Annotated in this window: 11 protein-coding genes; 7 read left to right on the top strand and 4 right to left on the bottom strand. The window is 57.8% G+C overall.

Annotated elements, in window-relative coordinates; translation table 11 throughout:
* Positions 1 to 20 precede the first annotated feature (20 nt).
* Genes ACN1CO_RS03840 through ACN1CO_RS03855 form a run of 4 tightly spaced genes read left to right on the top strand, consistent with a single transcriptional unit; the run spans position 21 to position 4,717 of the window.
* Positions 21 to 851: a transketolase gene (locus tag ACN1CO_RS03840; RefSeq protein WP_419137805.1), complete on the top strand. Its 831-nt coding sequence runs from the start codon at positions 21 to 23 to the stop codon at positions 849 to 851.
* Positions 844 to 1,788, top strand: a complete 945-nt coding sequence (locus ACN1CO_RS03845; RefSeq protein WP_419137807.1) for a transketolase family protein — start codon at positions 844 to 846, stop codon at positions 1,786 to 1,788. The genes ACN1CO_RS03840 and ACN1CO_RS03845 overlap by 8 nt, the downstream gene beginning before the upstream one ends.
* A gap of 2 nt (positions 1,789 to 1,790) precedes the next feature.
* Positions 1,791 to 3,278 (top strand): FGGY family carbohydrate kinase, encoded by a 1,488-nt coding sequence (locus ACN1CO_RS03850; protein WP_419137809.1) that lies wholly within the window; start codon positions 1,791 to 1,793, stop codon positions 3,276 to 3,278.
* 20 nt (positions 3,279 to 3,298) lie between these two features.
* Positions 3,299 to 4,717, top strand: a complete 1,419-nt coding sequence (locus tag ACN1CO_RS03855) for an L-fucose/L-arabinose isomerase family protein (protein ID WP_419137811.1) — start codon at positions 3,299 to 3,301, stop codon at positions 4,715 to 4,717.
* Positions 4,718 to 4,768: 51 nt separating this feature from the next.
* Here ACN1CO_RS03855 and ACN1CO_RS03860 read toward each other — a convergent pair whose 3' ends face one another.
* On the bottom strand, positions 4,769 to 5,899 hold the full coding sequence (locus ACN1CO_RS03860) for a mechanosensitive ion channel family protein (RefSeq protein ID WP_419137813.1): 1,131 nt from the start codon (positions 5,897 to 5,899) through the stop codon (positions 4,769 to 4,771).
* Between the two features lie 96 nt (positions 5,900 to 5,995).
* On the bottom strand, positions 5,996 to 6,730 hold the full coding sequence (locus tag ACN1CO_RS03865) for a flagellar brake protein (RefSeq protein WP_419137815.1): 735 nt from the start codon (positions 6,728 to 6,730) through the stop codon (positions 5,996 to 5,998).
* 209 nt (positions 6,731 to 6,939) lie between these two features.
* Between ACN1CO_RS03865 and ACN1CO_RS03870 the strand changes: the two genes are divergently transcribed.
* A complete protein-coding gene (locus ACN1CO_RS03870; RefSeq protein WP_013357556.1) occupies positions 6,940 to 7,188 on the top strand; it encodes a GlsB/YeaQ/YmgE family stress response membrane protein in 249 nt (82 codons plus the stop codon).
* A gap of 67 nt (positions 7,189 to 7,255) precedes the next feature.
* On the opposite strand, the gene ACN1CO_RS03875 is transcribed toward ACN1CO_RS03870, so the two are convergent.
* The gene (locus ACN1CO_RS03875; RefSeq protein WP_419137818.1) at positions 7,256 to 9,355 is read right to left on the bottom strand and encodes a TonB-dependent siderophore receptor; all 2,100 of its coding nucleotides are present in this window, start codon (positions 9,353 to 9,355) and stop codon (positions 7,256 to 7,258) included.
* Between the two features lie 191 nt (positions 9,356 to 9,546).
* Positions 9,547 to 11,232 (bottom strand): alpha,alpha-trehalase TreA, encoded by a 1,686-nt coding sequence (treA, locus tag ACN1CO_RS03880; protein ID WP_419137820.1) that lies wholly within the window; start codon positions 11,230 to 11,232, stop codon positions 9,547 to 9,549.
* A 210-nt stretch (positions 11,233 to 11,442) separates the two neighbouring features.
* On the opposite strand from treA, the gene ghrA reads away from it, so the two are divergent.
* Positions 11,443 to 12,384 carry a glyoxylate/hydroxypyruvate reductase GhrA gene (ghrA, locus tag ACN1CO_RS03885; protein WP_419137822.1) on the top strand — a complete coding sequence of 314 codons (942 nt, stop codon included), beginning with the start codon at positions 11,443 to 11,445 and terminating at the stop codon, positions 12,382 to 12,384.
* A gap of 39 nt (positions 12,385 to 12,423) precedes the next feature.
* Positions 12,424 to 13,161, top strand: coding sequence for a phosphatase (locus ACN1CO_RS03890; protein WP_419137824.1), 738 nt, complete (start codon positions 12,424 to 12,426; stop codon positions 13,159 to 13,161).
* Positions 13,162 to 13,175 lie beyond the last annotated feature (14 nt).

Here is a 13,175-nt window from a genome sequence, read left to right on the forward strand (position 1 = left end):
TTAAAATTCAGAGGTAGTGTATGAATCCTTTCAATTTTCCGGTCGATGACCTTGAGCGTCGGGCGCGGGCTATCCGTCGCCGCATTATCCAGCTTAACGCGGGCAGCCCGGCAGGCGGTCATACCGGCGCTGACCTGTCGCAGGTGGAGATCCTCACCGCGCTCTACTTCCGCATTCTGAATTGCGCGCCGGATCGCACGAATGACAATCAGCGTGACATCTACATCCAGTCGAAAGGGCATGCGGTGGGCGGCTACTACTGCGTTCTGGCAGAAGCGGGCTACTTCCCGACTGACTGGCTGACGACCTATCAGCATGCCGACTCGCATCTGCCCGGCCATCCGGTCCGGCAGAAAACGCCGGGCGTCGAGCTGAACACCGGCGCGCTGGGACACGGACTGCCGGTGGCGGTGGGTATCGCCATCGCGGCGAAAAAAGATAACAGTTCGCGCCGCATCTTTGTGGTCACCGGCGATGGTGAGCTGGCGGAAGGCAGCAACTGGGAAGCGGCTCTGGTCGCGGCGCATTACGGCCTCGACAACCTGATCATCATCAATGACAAGAACAAGCTGCAGCTGGCGGGTGCGACCCGCGACATCATGAACACCGATCCGCTGCCGGAAAAATGGCGCGCCTTTGGCCTGGAGGTCACGGAGTGCAACGGCAATGACATGGCAGCCGTCGTCGACACCATTGAAAACCTGCCGAAGAACGGTAAGCCACAGGTGATTGTCGCGCATACCGAGAAGGGATTTGGCATCTCCTTTATCCAGAGTAAGGCGGAATGGCATCACAGGGTGCCGAAAGGCGAAGAGATCGCGCAGGCACTGGAGGAACTGAAAGATGAGTAATGCACAACATTTAGCCAGCGTCATGGTCACAGCCTTTATCGACGCGGTCAATCGCGGGGTGGATCTGGTGCCGGTGGTGGCTGACTCGACCTCTACCGCCAAAATTGCTCCTTTTATTAAGGCGTTTCCCGACCGGCTGATTAACGTCGGTATCGCCGAGCAGACGCTGGTGGGCACAGCGGCCGGTCTGGCGCTGGGCGGCAAAGTCGCGGTGACCTGTAACGCCGCGCCGTTTCTGGTGTCTCGCGCCAATGAGCAGGTCAAAGTCGATGTCTGCTACAACAACACCAACGTCAAACTGTTCGGGCTGAATTCCGGGGCCAGCTATGGTCCGTTAGCCAGCACCCATCACAGCATTGATGACATCGCGGTGATGCGCGGATTCGGCAATATCGAAATCTATGCGCCTTCCTGCCCGCTGGAGTGCCGCCAGATCATTGATTACGCCCTTGAGCATGTCGGGCCGGTCTATATCCGTCTGGATGGCAAAGATCTGCCGCAGCTGCACGATGAAAGCTATCAGTTCAGGCCTGGCGCGATCGATGTGCTGCGGGAAGGCAGCGATATCGCGCTGGTGGCGATGGGATCCACGGTTCACGAGGTGGTTCACGCCGCTGAGCAACTGGCTGAACAGGGAATTTCAGCCGGTGTGATCGCGGTTCCATCGATTCGACCCTGCGATACCCAACAGCTGCGCAACCTGTTAAATCACTATCCAGCGGTGATTACCGTGGAGGAGCACAACGTCAATGGTGGCGTCGGCAGCCTGGTGGCCGAAGTCCTGGCGGAAGGCGGTTGCGGTATCCCGCTGTTACGGCTTGGCATCCCGGATGGGGAATATGCGATTGCAGGCGATCGCGCTTCTACCCGCGCCCATCATGGCATTGATGCCCGCAGCGTGGTCAACAGTGCAGCGCGCATCTGCGCAGGAGCATAAAAATGGTGGGACCTGTGATTCTGGCGATCGACGAAGGCACCACCAATGCTAAGGCGATTGCGGTTGATCGTGACGGTCAGGTGGTGGCGCGTGGCAGCCAGAGTTTAACCCTGCAACATCCGCAGCCCGGACTGGCCGAGCAGGATCCAATGGCGATCTGGCAGGCGGTAAAACAGGCGATCACCCAATGCCTGGCGGATTGCGGCGGTGCACCTGCCGCGGCGATGGCGATCAGTAATCAGCGTGAGTCGGTGTTGATCTGGCAGCGGCATGATGGTCAGCCCCTGACGCCGCTGGTGAGCTGGCAGGATCGACGCTCCGAGTCATTCTGTCGCGATCTGCGTCAGGCGGGCAAAGCGCCGCGCATCACCGGCTTAACCGGTCTGGCCGTTGACCCGATGTTTCCGGCCGCCAAGCTGACCGGGATGCTGGCCGCCATTCCCGACGGCGCGGCGCGGGCGGCTGCCGGTGAGCTGTGTATCGGAACGGTTGACAGCTGGCTCAGCTGGCAGCTCAGTGCGGGTGACGTCTTTATTACCGATCATGCTAACGCCTCCCGCACGCAGCTTTACAGCCTGCACCTCAACGACTGGGACGACGAGCTGCTAACGCTGTTTCAGCTGCCACGCGCCGCGCTGCCGCGCATCACCCCCTCAGCCAGTGAACAGGGCGTGGTGGCGGTGAGCAACATTCCCGGGCTGGCGCCGGGCACGCCGATTCTGGCGCGTATCGGTGACTCCCACGCGGCCCTTCAGGCGCAGCGGCGCGGTGAGTCTGAAGTGGTGAAAGCCACCTATGGCACTGGATCTTCACTGATGATGTCCATGGCGACGCCACTGCTGACGGAAAATGGCCTCAGCACCACGGTGGCCTGGCACGACGGCACGCTGCGCTATGCCTTTGAAGGCAACATCACCCACACCGGTTCCGGCGCCGCCTGGCTGGGCAAACTGCTTGGGGTGCAGGATCCGCGCGAACTGACCGCAATGGCGCAGCGCTGCGATGACAATCAGGGCATCTATTTTGTCCCGGCGCTCTCTGGCCTGGGCGCGCCCTGGTGGGATCTGCAGGCGCGCGGCATGGTGTGCGGCCTGACGGATGCCGCCACGCCCGACGTGCTGGCACGGGTGGCGCTGGAGTCGATCGTCTGGCAAATCGCCGACGTCTTTTTTGCGATGGAGCAGGCCAGCGGCCAGCAGCTTCCGGCGCTCTGTGTGGATGGCAGCGCCACCGAAAATAGCTGGCTGATGCAGTTACAGGCGGATGTGCTCCAGCGGCCGCTGCAGCGGGTACCTACCGCGGAGGTTTCCGCGCTGGGCGCGGCGCTGCTGGCAGGCAAAGTGCTGGGATGGTGGCAGCAGGGCAGTGATATGCAGGCGCTGCAGGGCGGCAGCGTCATCATGCCGCGTGAAGAGAACGCGCAGCGTATGCAGGAAAACTATAAAGGCTGGATCGACGCCGTTGCACGCTGTCGTTATCAGCCACATTAATTCTTATCCGGAGCAGAGCCATGTCAACACTTCCTCAGCAGTTAACCTTCGGTGTCATTATTGGCAACCGGGGTTTTTTCCCCAGCTATCTGGTAGGTGAGGCGCGCCAGCAGGCGGTCGCGCTGTTTGAAAAGATGAACATCAATACGGTGATGCTGGATGAGACCCAGACCAATCTGGGCGGCGTCGAAACGCGGCAGGAGGCGAAAGCCTGCGCCGCGCTGTTTCGCCAGCACCGCGAGAAAATCCACGGCATTGTGGTACTGCTGCCTAACTTTGGCGATGAAAAGGCCATCGCCGAGGCGCTGCGTCTGGCCGGACTGAATGTGCCGGTGCTGGTGCAGGCGGAAGAGGACAACCTGGACAAAATGGGGCTGGCGACCCGCCGCGACAGCTTCTGCGGCAAAATTTCGCTCTGCAATAACCTGCGCCAGTATGGCATCCCCTTTACTCTGACTCGCCAGCACGTCTGCGCCCTGAGCGGTGAGGTCTTTATGCAGGATCTGCAGCGGTTCAGCCAGCTCTGCCGGGTGGTGAATGCGATGCGGCGTGTGCGAGTCGGCGCGATTGGTGCGCGGCCCGCCGGATTTAACACCGTGCGCTACAGCGAAAAGCTGCTGGAGAAGATGGGCATCGCGGTAGAAACGCTGGATTTATCGGAGATCTTTACCCGCACCAACCGGCTGCGCGATGACGATATCCGCGTAGCTGAGAAGCGTGAAATTCTGGAGGCCAACGCCGATGCGCGCGGCATTCCGGGCGACAAACTGGTGACCATGGCCAAACTGTTTGTGGTGATCAGCGAGTGGATCAGCGACAACGATATCGATACCACTGCCATTCAGTGCTGGACCTCGCTGCAGGAGAACCTGGGGATTAACGTCTGCTCAATCATGAGCGTGATGTCGGGTCAGCTGATGCCCAGCGCCTGCGAAGTGGATGTGATGGGCGCGCTGTCGATGTATGCGCTCGCCAGCTGTTCGCTGAATCCCGCCTCGCTGGCGGACTGGAACAACAACTTTGGCGACGAACGGGACAAATGCGTGCTGTTTCACTGCGGTAACTTCGCCAGCGCCAGTCTGGAGTCACCGACCATGGGCACGGCGGATATTATCGGCACTACCGTGGGCAAAGAGAATACCTGCGGTGCAGTACATGGCCGCATGAAGCAGGGCGATCTGACCTACTTCCGCCTCTCAACTGACGACTTCAGCGGCGAAATAAAAGCTTATGTGGGTGAGGGGATGTCGGTTACCGATCCGCTGGACACGGTGGGCTGCCGTGCGGTGATTCAGGTGCCGCAGCTGGAAACGCTGCTGGCGTGGATCTGCCGGAATGGCTTCGAGCATCATGTGGCGATGAATCACTCCGCCACGGCGGGGGTGTTGCAGGAGGCGTTCAGTGAGTATCTCGGCGTAAGCTGCTATCGGCATCAGTAAGCGGTAAGGCTGAATGCCCGCCCTTCCTTAAATGGCAGGGCGGGCAGAGACTTAGCGCGCCATTCTGCGCACCTCATCATCGTCATTCTGCACCGCTACCAGATCCACCGGCGGCAGATTACCGCCGCTGAATTCTACCTGACGAATCGGGAAGGCGAAGCGGATGTTGCGCGCTTCCAGCGCCGCCATCAGCTGCAGGTTAATCTCCTGCTGGATATCCATGTACTTGTTGTAATCTGCATCCAGCACAAAATAGACCACTTCGAAGGTCAGTTTTGAGTCCTCGAAAGCCAGGAAGTGGGCGCGATCAAAACGGGTGGTCTCAACGCCCTGAATAATCTCTTTCACCAGCGGGCTGATCTCCCGGACCTGCTCAGACGGCGTGGCGTAGCTGATACCAAACTTAAACACGATGCGGCGCTGCTGCATGCGCTTGTAGTTGTGGATGGTCTGCTGCAACAGAATGGTGTTTGAACAGACAATCTGCTCACCGCTCAGGCTGCGCAATCGGGTCGTTTTCAGGCCGATATGCTCTATGGAACCGGCAATGTCACCAAAGACAATAAAATCGCCATGCTCAAACGGCTTATCGAAACCTATCGCCAGCGACGCAAAGACATCGCTCAGCACGGTCTGAATCGCCAGCGCAATCGCGATACCGCCGACGCCCAGGCTGGCAACCAGCGCGGTAATGTTGATGCCCACATTCGACAGAATCGCCAGGAACATCATGATCCAGACCACTACCCGCAGCAGAATGCCCAGAATCACCGTCGTCACCGGGTTACGCACATGCAGCGGATCGCGCAGCAGGCTTTTCAGCCATAGCCGGATGCCGCAGTCGATCCACAGCGCGAGCTGAACAATCAGCGCCAGGAACCAGCCGTGCGCGATGGTCACGCTCCAGGACGCGGGCAGATCGACGAACTTCAGGGCAATCAGCAGTGAGAAGATCAGCAGCAGGGTCTGGCTGGTACTGCGCAGTATCTCCACCAGAATCGCGGTGGCGCGGACATGTCGATGTTCGCTGTAAAGGGCAATCCGGTTGGAGATAAAGCGAATCAGGGTACGTAATACCCAGTAAATCACCAGGGTAGAAGCCACCACGATGGCGCTGTTGAGCCAGAGTTCCTGATTAAAAAAGAGGGATTGAAAACGACGTGAAGAGAGCCAGTTTTCCATTGGGGAGGGTCTCCTTGCTGGGTTCCGGTTTAAAAGAAAACAAGCAAGAAGCATAGCCTGGATGCAGCCCAGCTGTGTGGCGCATCCGTAAAGCGGTTACTGGAAGCGGGTCGATTTATCGCGCGCCAGGCGCTCAAGGGCAAAAATAATCTGCTGTAACTGTCGTTCCTGCGCCGGGTTCAGCGTGGCAAACCGGAAGCTCAGGCGGGGTGTAATCAGGGTTTCATTCTTGCGGGTGACGACGCAGCGTTCGCCAATATTCAACAATTTTACCGGCACTTCAAAAATGCCATATTCGCCCAGTTCGACCCGGAACGGGTTGAAGCTGTCGCCATTCTGCAGTCCTTCCGGCAGCGGTTCATCCACCAGCACGCCGAGACCGCCCAGGGAGAGATCCTGTAACCGCAGGCGCGTTTTACTGCCATCCGGCCACACGGTGTGACACCAGAACTGCGGCTCCATCGGAGCGCTGACCCGGAAAAATTCCCGTCGCTGAATCTGCCACAGCAGGTCCGGCAGCGGTGCGCTGAAAGCGGGTAAGCCTTCAAACTCCACTTTTTCCAGTGAGGCGAGGCTGAATTCCACCTTCGCGCCGAAAGTTTCAGCGGTGATGCTGAGATCGTCACTGGTCAGTGCGTAGTCGTTATCGAGGTTATTACTGCCAAGGTCAAACACCAGCCGATCTTTATCGGCAGTCAGCATCCGGCTGATAAACTGCCCACGCGGAAACCGCACCAGCAGCGGCGTATCATGCCGCAGCAGGTCTTTAATAACGCCCAGAACCGCCAGCGTGCCACGTTTTAGATATTGTTCCTGGTCGGCTTCTTTCACGTCCTGCTCCACAAGGGGGTAACTGTTTTATGCTGTTTTTTTGTCTCGTTTCGGTTATCGGCGCGGCTAAAAAAAGCTTTAATTTGCCTTTCATCAATAATAACTGTGAGCGGGCAGGCAATTTTTGAAAAGCGGGCTATACTTATCGCGGTAAACCGCTTGATAAATCAGGCGTTCACGATTTAATCATAAAAAGGAAGGAGCAACAGATGGGTATTATTTCCTGGATCGTCTTTGGCTTAATCGCGGGTATTCTGGCGAAGTGGATTATGCCGGGTAAAGACGGTGGCGGTTTCATTCTGACTATCGTGCTCGGTATCATTGGTGCCGTAGTGGGTGGCTGGATCAGTACGCTGTTTGGCTTCGGCCGCGTCGATGGGTTTAACTTCGGAAGTTTTGTGGTCGCAGTGATCGGTGCCATCGTGGTGCTGTTCGTTTACCGCAAAGTACGCAGTTAACCGAAACAGTTTCAACAAAAAAGGGGACGAAGCGATTCGTCCCCTTTTTTTATCTTTTAGTCTGCTATCAGAAGTCGTAACCGACTGTCGCCATCACACTGCGTTCCGCACCCCAGTAGCAATAGCCTGTGCCGTAACAGCCCGCCACATAGGTACGGTCGGTCAGGTTATTGGCATTGACCTGCACCCATGCGCCTTTCAGGCTGCTGTTCCAGACGCCGAGATCGGCCCGCACTGACGCATCAAACAGCGTCACCGACGGCACGCGCGTGGTGTTCTGGTTGTCTGCCCACTGTTTGCCGATGTAACGCACGCCCGCGCCCGCACTCAGACCATAATCAAACTGATAGTGTCCCCAGAGTGCAGCCATGCTGTTAGGGGTGACGTACGGCGTATGACCGCTGTTGCCATCCACCGAATCTTTGAAGCGCAGATGATTCAGCGTATAGCTCGCCACGGTGCTCAGACGCGGGGTTAACTGATTATGCGCTTCCAGCTCGATACCCTGTGAATGAACTTTGCCCGATGGCGAATAAGTTGCCGTCTGCACGTTGCGGTTTGCCACATCTTTCTGCGTCAGGTCATAGACCGCCACGCTATAGAGATCGCGGGTGCCGACCGGCTGATATTTCACGCCGGCTTCATACTGCTCAGCGGTAGTCGGCTTCAGCAGATTATTGTTCGGATCGGTAAGCGCGGTCGGGGTAATCGCCTGGCTCCAGCTCACATAAGGCGAGATACCGTTGTCGAAGGCATAAAGCAGGGCTGCGCGTCCGCTGATGTGATCATCCTGACGACGCTCGCTGCCGCTGTTATTGGCGACAATGCGGTCATAGCGGCCAGAGAGATCCAGATGCCAGCGATCCAGCTTCATCTCATCCTGCAGATAGAGGCCGGTCTGATAGTAGCGACGGGTTTTATCCGCCCAGGTGTAATCCGGCATGTCGCCTACCTGTTCACCGGTCAGGGCATTCAGCTGATTGGCTGAGCCGGAAGCCGCGCTGATCTCATTTTTGTAACGATGATACTCGGCACCCAGCGTCACGCGGTGCTCCAGTTCGCCGGTATTGAATTCTGCCTGTAAGCGGTTATCGGTGGACCAGGCAGAGAGCGACGAGCGCTCGCCAGAGTAGTAGCGGTTGAGCAGATCGGGATTATTTTCATCCCAGCCAATCTGATAGACCTGATCGAGATCGACATTTGAGTGGCTGTAGCTGCCGGTCGAGGAGAACGACCAGACGTCGTTGAAGCGATGGGCGAAATCGAAGCTGTAGATCTGCTCGCGGCGCTTAAATTGATCGAGATCGCTGTTGCCCTCATAAAAACCGTTGCTCAGCTTGTAGCCGTTGTGTTCGGTGAGGCTGCCATCTCCTGGTACAGAACCGTGATAACCGCCCGACGGGTCTTTCTGCAGATAGGCTTTCAGGATCAGGTGAGTATCTTCATCCGGCTGCCACATCAGCTGCGGCATCAGCGCATATTTCTCTTCGCGGGTATGATCGTACTGGGTATCGCTATTGCGGGTCACGCCGGTCAGGCGAAACGCCCACTGGTCGTTAATCGCATTGGTATAGTCAAACATCGTGCCGGTGGTGGCATTGCTGCCCGCCTGCAACTGAATGTGACCCTCTTCGCTGAACTGAGGACGCTTGGTCACCATGTTCACCAGGCCGCCCGGCACCGTCTGACCATAGAGCGCAGAAGAGGGACCTTTGATCACGTCGATGCGCTCAAGGAAGGCGTTATCCACCTGCAGGCCGTTGAAACTGCCGCCGTCGCTCATCAGTCGCATGCCGTCGAGGAAGGTGTTATCGACATCACCGCCGTGGAAGCCACGCAGGGCAATGGTGTCGTAACGGGTAGCCGCACCGCCGAAGTTAGTGAAGACGCCAGAGCTGTAGCCCAGCGCCTGATTCAGCGTCAGCGCGCCCTGATCCTGCATCTGCTGGCGGGTGACCACGGATATCGATTGCGGCGTGGTGATCAGCGGACGATCACTTTTGGTTGCGCCCTGGCTGGTCGTCGCCAGATAGCCCTGGGTCGGCGAAGTCGAATCTTCCTGCGGTTGTGCAGTGACCACCATATCGGCAGCATAACTCAGAGCAGGCGCGGTCAGCGCCAGGGTGCAGAGGCGAATATAGCCTTTCAGCGACAATGACAGTTTCATCAAAATTCCTTTCTTGGCAAAGGTTCAGGCAGGTGGATAAAATTATTGATAGGCAATCTCATTATCATAATGAGAACTATTACCTTTTATAAATTGGCTGCAATTTTGCCTGTTGACGTAAGAAGGTCAAGTAAAATTCGCTGAAAGGGGGTGCGGATACCTCCGGCGAGGCCAGAGGTATCCAGAGTGGATCAGTTTTGTGAGCCAGACGCCTGAGGAATATCGTGGGCGCTGTTACAGGTTTTATCTTTCGGGCAGTACTTATCCAGCAGTTTCAGCGTGACGCCGTTGGTCCAGCCAAAGCCATCCTGCAGCGGATATTCACCGCCGCCACCACCGCCGAGATTTTTGCCGTCAACGACATATTTCTCCACCAGCTTATGCTCACGGTCATAGGTGTTCTGAACGTTTTGCAGGAAGCGTAAGCCGACCTCTTTCGCCAGTTTTGGCTGGTTGTAATGTTCCAGACCTTCCACAGCAACCCACTGCAGCGGTGCCCAGCCATTCGGCGCGTCCCACTGCTGGCCGTTATTAACGGTGGTGGTTACCAGACCGCCGGGTTTCAGCAGCTGTTTTTCCACCGCGCTGGCGGTGCTTTCAGCCTGCTTATCGCTGGCGACCTGGAGATAGAGCGGGAACAGGGCAGCCGCCGTCAGCTGCGGATGGACCTGCTTTTTCTGCCAGTCATAGTCGGCATACCAGTTCTGTTTGCTGTCCCACAGATAGCGATTGATCGCCGCCTGGCGCTTCTCCGCGCGATCGGCAAACTGCTTCGCCAGATCGCTCTGTTTGTTCATCTGGTAACCTTTCGACAGCGTCTGCTCCAGATGGAACATCAGACTGTTAAGATCAACCGGCGCCAGTTGGGTGGTGCGGATTGTCGAGAGGTTATGCGCATCGGTAAACCAGCGCGAACTGAAATCCCAGCCCGACGCCGCACCGGAACGCAGCTCGCGATAGAGTTCAGCTTTATTGCGCTGCGTCGCTTTCTGCGCGGTAGCAATGTCATCCATCCAGGATTCGGTGCGTGGCACGTCGCGCGCATCCCAGTAACGGTTAAGCAGCGTACCGTCCGCCAGCTTAATCACCCGCTTGCTGGCTGCACCGGCCGCGACGTTATCGCTGTCGGCCATCCAGTAGTCATACTCTTTCTGCAACTGCGGCAGGTAGCGGGTATAGGCTTTGCCGCCATCGTGGGTTGCCAGCAGATCGACCATCAGACTGAAGAATGGCGGCTGTGAACGGCTCAGGTAGTAGCTGCGGTTGCCGTTCGGGATGTGGCCATAACGGTCGAGGAGTGAGGCGAAGTTATCCGTCATATCCTGCACTTTGTCCCAGTGTCCGCTCTCGGCCAGCCCCAGCATGGTGAAGTAGCTGTCCCAGTAATAGACTTCGCGGAAGCGACCGCCTGGCACCACATAGGGTTTAGGCAACGGCAGCAACGAATCATACTGACCCGCGCTGCTGGTGGTGCGCGTCAGCACCGGCCACAGGCCATCAATGTGTTCACGCAGGTTTTGTCCGGCGGGCGGCACATATTTGTCACCGGCAGCGGGCAGGGTGAAGTTGGTATCAACAAAATGCTTCAGATCGAAGTTGCGCTGTTTCTTCTGCATCTGCCAGTCGGCAAGAATCGAGGCGGGATCGAATTTCGGCACCGCATCCGCAAAGGTCTTTTGATCGGGATAGAACTTCGCCTGTTGCACGGCGTTAAACAGCGGCCCTAAACGAACGTCCGGCGGCTGCGGCTGATTATTCAGCATGCGGCTGTTGTCGTCGGCATGGGTGGTGAAAGCGGGTACGCTCAGCAGCAACGTGAGCAGAAAGGGCGCATAACGCTGACGCCGTGAGTCGGCGTTTACCTCAATTTTTGTCATCGGTTTTTCTCCTTGTCCGAAATGCGGCCGCGCGTAACGCATTGACCACAGGACCAACTTTAGACCTTATCTGACCACTTCACCCTGAAGCGAGCCGGAAATGTGAAGCCACGGGAATTATTTTTATGGAAAAAACCGCTTTATCACGCCGGTTTTTTCTTGCTCTCACTCCGCTTTTCCCCGACGCTGAAAGAAAAAAAGGAGAGCAGGATGGAGATCATCTGGTATCACCCGTCGCAGTCTGCAGCGGCCTGGATTAACGGTTTACAACAGCGTCTGCCCCAGGCGCGGGTGCGTGCCTGGCAGCCAGGCGACGACGGTCCGGCTGATTACGCGCTGGTCCGCTCACCGCCCACCGGGATGCTGCAGGGACGCGCCACGCTGCGCGGCGTTTTTGCGCTGGGTGCTGGCGTTGACGAGATTCTGAAGCAGCTGCAGCAGCATCCTGAGATGCTGCCCGACAGCGTGCCGCTCTACCGCCTCGAAGATACCGGGATGGCGCGGCAGATGCAGGAGTATGCGGTGCATAGCGTGCTGAGCTGGTTCCGTCGTTTTGACGACTACCGTCTTCAGCAGCAGCAACAGTGCTGGCAGCCGCTGCCCGCTTACACGCGTGAAGCCTTCACCATCGGCATCCTGGGCGCGGGCGTGCTGGGACAAAGCGTGGTGGAGAGCCTGAAACCCTGGGGATTCCCGCTGCGCGTCTGGAGCCGTTCACCGAAAGCCATCGACGGCGTGACCAGCTTTGCCGGACGCGATGCGCTACCGGCCTTTCTGCAGGAGACGCGGGTGGTGATCAACCTGCTGCCAAGCACGTCCGAGACCATCAATCTCATCGACCACCACTTTTTACAGCAGCTGCCGCATGGCGCGTTTTTCCTCAACATCGCGCGTGGCGCGCAGGTGGTGGAAGACGATCTGCTGGCCGCACTTAATAGCGGTCAGCTGAAAGCGGCGGCGCTGGATGTCTTCCAGGTTGAACCGCTACCGGAGTCGCATCCGCTCTGGTCACATCCGCGTGTCACGATCACGCCCCATAATGCGGCGTTAACCTTGATCGACGAAGCTATCGACTACATCGCCCGCGCCATCAATCAGGATCAGGCAGGCGAGCCGCCGCAGGGCAGGGTTGATCGTCAGCGCGGCTATTAATGAACCGGCCCCGTCAGGGGCACTCAGCAGGAGAAGAGGATGTATCCGGTAGATCTGCATATGCACACCATCGCCAGCACGCATGCTTACAGCACGCTGCACGACTACGTGACTCAGGCGAAGCAAACCGGCATGAAACTGTTTGCTATTACCGATCACGGCCCCGATATGGCCGACGCACCGCACTACTGGCATTTTATTAATATGCGGGTCTGGCCGCGCGTGATCGATGGCGTGGGGATTCTGCGCGGTATCGAAGCCAATATTAAAAACCAGCAGGGCGAGATCGACTGTTCCGGCCCGATGCTCGATGCGCTGGATTTGATCGTCGCTGGTTTTCACGAGCCGGTTTATGCGCCGCGCGACAGAAAGCATCACACGGACGCGATGATCGCTGCCATGGCTGGTGGGCTGGTCCATATCATCAGTCATCCGGGTAACCCGAAATTCCCGGTCGATATCCCGGCGATTGCCGAAGCCGCAGCGCACTACGATGTGGCGCTGGAGCTGAACAACTCCTCCTTTACCCACTCGCGTCCGGGGAGTGAACCCAACTGCCGGGCGATCGCCGCCGCGGTGCGCGATGCCGGAGGACGGCTGGCGTTTGGCTCCGATTCCCACACCGCGTTTACGCTCGGTCATTTCGAACACTGCCTGCGAATTGCCCGCGAGGTGGATTTTCCCGAGGATCGGGTGTTAAATGTCACGCCGCGTCGCCTGCTCGACTTTCTGGAAATGCGTAGCGGCAAACATATTGCTGAACTGGCTGACTTTTAATTTATTTTTGCTTC

The sequence above is a fragment of the Pantoea sp. R13S299 genome (genome assembly GCF_048515925.1).
Taxonomy (GTDB): Bacteria; Pseudomonadota; Gammaproteobacteria; order Enterobacterales; family Enterobacteriaceae; genus Pantoea.

Excerpts from the sequence above, each read along its gene's own strand:
- ACN1CO_RS03840 (WP_419137805.1), top strand. The coding sequence starts at position 21 with ATGAATCCTTTCAATTTTCCGGTCGATGACCTTGAGCGTCGGGCGCGG.
- ACN1CO_RS03845 (WP_419137807.1), top strand. The coding sequence starts at position 844 with ATGAGTAATGCACAACATTTAGCCAGCGTCATGGTCACAGCCTTTATC.
- ACN1CO_RS03850 (WP_419137809.1), top strand. The coding sequence starts at position 1,791 with ATGGTGGGACCTGTGATTCTGGCGATCGACGAAGGCACCACCAATGCT.
- ACN1CO_RS03855 (WP_419137811.1), top strand. The coding sequence starts at position 3,299 with ATGTCAACACTTCCTCAGCAGTTAACCTTCGGTGTCATTATTGGCAAC.
- ACN1CO_RS03860 (WP_419137813.1), bottom strand. The coding sequence starts at position 5,899 with ATGGAAAACTGGCTCTCTTCACGTCGTTTTCAATCCCTCTTTTTTAAT.
- ACN1CO_RS03870 (WP_013357556.1), top strand. The coding sequence starts at position 6,940 with ATGGGTATTATTTCCTGGATCGTCTTTGGCTTAATCGCGGGTATTCTG.
- ACN1CO_RS03875 (WP_419137818.1), bottom strand. The coding sequence starts at position 9,355 with ATGAAACTGTCATTGTCGCTGAAAGGCTATATTCGCCTCTGCACCCTG.
- treA (WP_419137820.1), bottom strand. The coding sequence starts at position 11,232 with ATGACAAAAATTGAGGTAAACGCCGACTCACGGCGTCAGCGTTATGCG.
- ghrA (WP_419137822.1), top strand. The coding sequence starts at position 11,443 with ATGGAGATCATCTGGTATCACCCGTCGCAGTCTGCAGCGGCCTGGATT.
- ACN1CO_RS03890 (WP_419137824.1), top strand. The coding sequence starts at position 12,424 with ATGTATCCGGTAGATCTGCATATGCACACCATCGCCAGCACGCATGCT.